Genomic DNA, 4,603 nt, shown 5'->3' with positions numbered 1-4,603 from the left:
CACATTCAGCATCACCACAGGGGGTGTGTGGACGTACACGATGGGCACGGCGCACAACGAGTTTGTGGCTGGGAGCACGTACAGTGACACGGCGACGGTGAGTGCGGCAGACGGCACGACGCAGGTGATCACGGTCAACATGACGGGCACCAACGACGCCCCCACATTGAACGTCGGAACTCAAAGCGTTCAGTTGGTCGAGGCTGGAGGTGTGAGCAACGCCATAGCGGGCACAAGCGCAGCAACCATCACGTTGACCAAAGCAGATGTGGACGGTACAGCTACTTACGACAGCACAGCGTTGGCAAGTACCTATGGTTGGGCTACCGCAGACGGTGGTGCGACCTATACCCACGCTGGAACGTATGGAACAGCAACATTGAATACCAGTACGGGCTTGGTGAGCTATGCGCTAGACAACACCTTGTCAACTACTCAAGCGCTCACTGCCAACCAAAACGTAGCTGACAGCTTCACAGTCCAAATAACTGATGGCAGTCTCACCACCCAAGGTGTCGTGAATTTTTCTGTTACCGGTAGCAACGATGCAGCAGTCATTTCAGGAACAGACACATTCAATCTGACAGAAACCACTGTTGCTCTTACTCAAAGTGGCACCTTTACTTCTACCGATGTAGATGGAACAGCCAATGCTTTCACAGCCGAGACGCTAACTGGCAGTTATGGCAGCGTTGTCATGGCGGCGGATGGTGCGTGGAGCTATACAGCCAGCTCAGCGCACGGCGAGTTTGTGAGCGGAACAACATACACAGATACCTTCAACATTCATGCCGCAGACGGTACGGCCCATGCGCTGACTATCAACATCGCAGGAGCTTCTACGCCAACAGCACCATCGCTAAGTGCAACACAAACTTTAGATGGCGTTACCAACCTAGGCGTTGACTCAGCGCTTGTCATTGCCTTCGATCAGGCCATCACACTTAAATCTGGACATATCTATATCTATGACGACATGGGGACATCAGGTTGGACTCACACCAACACAAAAGCAGGTGAATCGATACAAGATAGTTATGACAACAACGTAGACATCACCCTAGCAAACGGCGTTATCACCTCTGTCTCAATTGGTGGGGTCGACTACACCTCACGTTTCAATTTAAGCACGTCTGTGCAGGCTGTTGGCAATAACTTAGTGATTGATTTGAAGCAGTTAACGCCGTCAACCAAGGGAACGGGAACTTTCAGTACGGCCTTCGATTGGGACTTTGGCGCTAATTACCACGTCAACTTTGATGCTGGCATTGTTCAAAACAGCGCTGGCACCATTAACTCTGAATTGAGCGATTCAACCACGCTTAATTTCACCACCGTGACACCTGTTGACACAACAGCAAGTGCTGTTTCATCTTCAGTAATGGATAGCACGGGTTTATCTGCAGCACTTTCATCGGGCTATAAATGGCTCAACGGTAACCAATCTGCCAATAACGGGGCGCTGTCGCTAGTCAATTTGGATTTAACCGGTGGCACATACGCAGTTGTTGTAGACACCAAGGGTGGAACGACCAAAGCAAGCAATCTTTCCACCTATGTCAACTTGCAAAACTTTAATGCGACAGACATTCTTTACAACGACAACCATGGCGATATGAGCATGACAACCACTGATGGCCTCTCGGCTGCGTATTGGGGCTCCTCCCCACTAGCAGCGTTTTCTAGCTTTCCAGCGGGTACGTACCGCAGTACTTCAAGCCAGTACGCATCGGCAGTTAATTTCGAAGGATGGGCATACAAAATTTCAGATTCGGCATTTGAGAACCAGGCAGCCTTAGCCTTAGCTGCTAATCCAATTATTTTTGGTTGATGAGTCAACGCACACCCATCAAACAATCTAACTATTAATTGGGATAAATTATGAGTACGAATGCAAAATTTTATGTATTTGATGCCAACGGCTTCTATATCGATTGGTCGTATTCGAGTGTGTCTGGTCTCAGCGTGACAGGTAAAGAAGCTGTGCTCATCGGCGGTTCAGGGGCTGACGCTTTTTTTGTTGGAAATGGAACCAGCGCAGACCTTACCTATACAGGCGGTGGAAATGACATCATTTATTTAACTGGAAATTTCTCAGACTACAGCAAGGTCGTTGATGCTGATAACGGCATCTATACCTTCACGCGTAACAACCTGGCTTCTGGGCAGACCGAGGTTATTAAATTCAAATCAGATTCTGATCACGACATACTGTATTTTGCAGATGGGCACGTTGACCTAAGCTTTGAGACTACTCAACCGAGTGGCACGGCATTAGCGGACCCTGATACGGGAGTATTCCGTCAAATTCTTGTTACAGATCTTGTGAGCGGTGGAACGCCAACGGAGCCGTTCAAAAATCTCCCAACACCAGGCACCCAGGCTACTAAGGTATATATTTTTGACCCTGATGGCTTAGATGTGCCTTCTGCTGCAGTAGAGGGCGAGTCCATGGTAGTGGTGGGTGGAAGTGGTGCAGATCGTGTTTATGTCAAGGCTGCTACCTCTATGGACTTCATCTTTACAGGCGGTGGAAATGACATCATTTATTTAACTGGAAATTTCTCAGACTACAGCAAGGTCGTTGATGCTGATAACGGCATCTATACCTTCACGCGTAACAACCTGGCTTCTGGGCAGACCGAGGTTATTAAATTCAAATCAGATTCTGATCACGACACACTGTATTTTGCAGATGGGCACGTTGACCTAAGCTTTGAGACTACTCAACCGAGTGGCACGGCATTAGCGGACCCTGATACGGGAGTATTCCGTCAAATTCTTGTTACAGATCTTGTGAGCGGTGGAACGCCGGGCGTCGATGATTCTGTGGCAACTGCGTTGAGCACGTTGAGCACGGCGGCGACAAGCAACAGCGCAAGCGACAGCAGCCCTGGGGTAGAGGTGTATGCGGCGGCTGGGGTGAGTGGGGTGAAGGAGGACAACCTCAAAGCGATCAACAGCGTGCTCAACACGACAGGGGTGAGTGGCACGAGCGTGGACACGACGGCAGAGGTGCAGGCGTTGGTGGACGCGTACAAGGCGGTACTGGCGGGAGCGGATGGAGACGCGAGCGACAACAACGTGAGCGTGACGGCGAGCCAATACGGCTTGTTGGGGATGGAGGGTTTGGGGGAGAAGAGCACGAGCTTGCTCAACGACGTGGTGGACGGAAAAGTTCAAACGGCGGTGGACACGGCGGCGGAGTTGCAGGTCTTGGCGAGTGCGGCACAAGCGGTGATTGCGGGAGCTGCGGGAACAAGCAGTCCGACACTGGCACAACTGCAAGCGCTGGGCGTGAGCGGTGTGACGGCAGACAACCTGGGGGCAGTGCAAGCGGCGATAGCGAACACGGCAGACGACGGCTCAGGGGTGAGTAGCCTGAGCGCGCTGCAGTCGGTGGTGAGTGCAGCAGTAACTATTGCAAGTGCGCTGAGCACGTTGAGCGAAGCGGCGACGAACGACAGCGCAAGCGAGAGCAGCCCTGGGGTAGAGGTGTATGCGGCGGCTGGGGTGAGTGGGGTGAAGGAGGACAACCTCAAAGCGATCAACAGCGTGCTCAACACGACAGGGGTGAGTGGCACGAGCGTGGACACGACGGCAGAGGTGCAGGCGTTGGTGGACGCGTACAAGGCGGTACTGGCGGGAGCGGATGGAGACGCGAGCGACAACAACGTGAGCGTGACGGCGAGCCAATACGGCTTGTTGGGGATGGAGGGTTTGGGGGAGAAGAGCACGAGCTTGCTCAACGACGTGGTGGACGGAAAAGTTCAAACGGCGGTGGACACGGCGGCGGAGTTGCAGGTCTTGGCGAGTGCGGCAGAAGCGATTTTTAGTCAAACGTCGACTCTGGAGACATTGAATTTATTAGGTCTTAAAGGTGTTTCGAGTGCCAAATTAGCAGCTATTCAGTCAGCAATCGCTACTGCTCTAACAAATGGAGATGACCTCTCTTCTCTTGTAAATTTACAAACAATCGTTTCATCAATTAACAACCCTCCAGTTTTAGATTCAACGATTTCAGTCTCATTGCCTACCATTCTTGAAGATGACCCCAGCCCTGCTAATGGAGCGACAGGAACAAGCAGCTTAGTTTCCGATTTGGTCAGTCTGGGTCTGGGTGGTAATGTGCAAGACGCCGATGCTGATGCGCTTACGGGTATCGCCATAACAGGCGTTAGCAGTCACGGCACTTTGCAATACACCTTAGACGGTGGTATGACATGGCATGTTGCTGAATCTGTCAGCACCACAAACGCACTTTTGCTAAAAGCAGATACTAATACACGTATTCACTTTACTCCTGGAGAAAATTTCAACGGTACGTTGACAGACGCATTCACCTTTAAAGCTTGGGATCAAACTTTGGGCGATGCAGGTACTTATGTTGATACAAGCAATGGACTTTCTTTTTCAACGGCTTCGGATTCGGTATCTATTGACATAACGCCTGTGAACGACGCGGCGGTGATCAGCGGCACGACGAGCGCGAGCTTGACCGAGACGAATGCGGTGCAGAGCACGACGGGGACCTTGACGAGCACGGACGTGGACGGCACCAACTTGTTTGTGGCGAACACGAGCGTGGCAGGGAGCAACAGCT

General features: G+C 51.6%; 2 protein-coding genes. Both read left to right on the top strand.

Translation table 11 applies throughout. The annotated features are described in order from the left end of the window. Positions 1-10 precede the first annotated feature (10 nt). Positions 11-1,831, top strand: a complete 1,821-nt coding sequence (locus B9Z41_RS16755; RefSeq protein WP_255408437.1) for a VCBS domain-containing protein — start codon at positions 11-13, stop codon at positions 1,829-1,831. Positions 1,832-1,881: 50 nt separating this feature from the next. Continuing rightward, positions 1,882-4,603, top strand: a 2,722-nt coding sequence (locus tag B9Z41_RS16750) for an S-layer family protein (protein ID WP_143474227.1), incomplete at its 3' end; no start/stop codon positions are given.

The sequence above is a fragment of the Limnohabitans sp. JirII-31 genome (assembly GCF_002778315.1).
Lineage (GTDB): Bacteria > Pseudomonadota > Gammaproteobacteria > Burkholderiales > Burkholderiaceae_C > Limnohabitans.
Note: the sequence above shows the minus strand (reverse complement) of the source record. Positions and strands in the feature narration are given on the sequence as shown.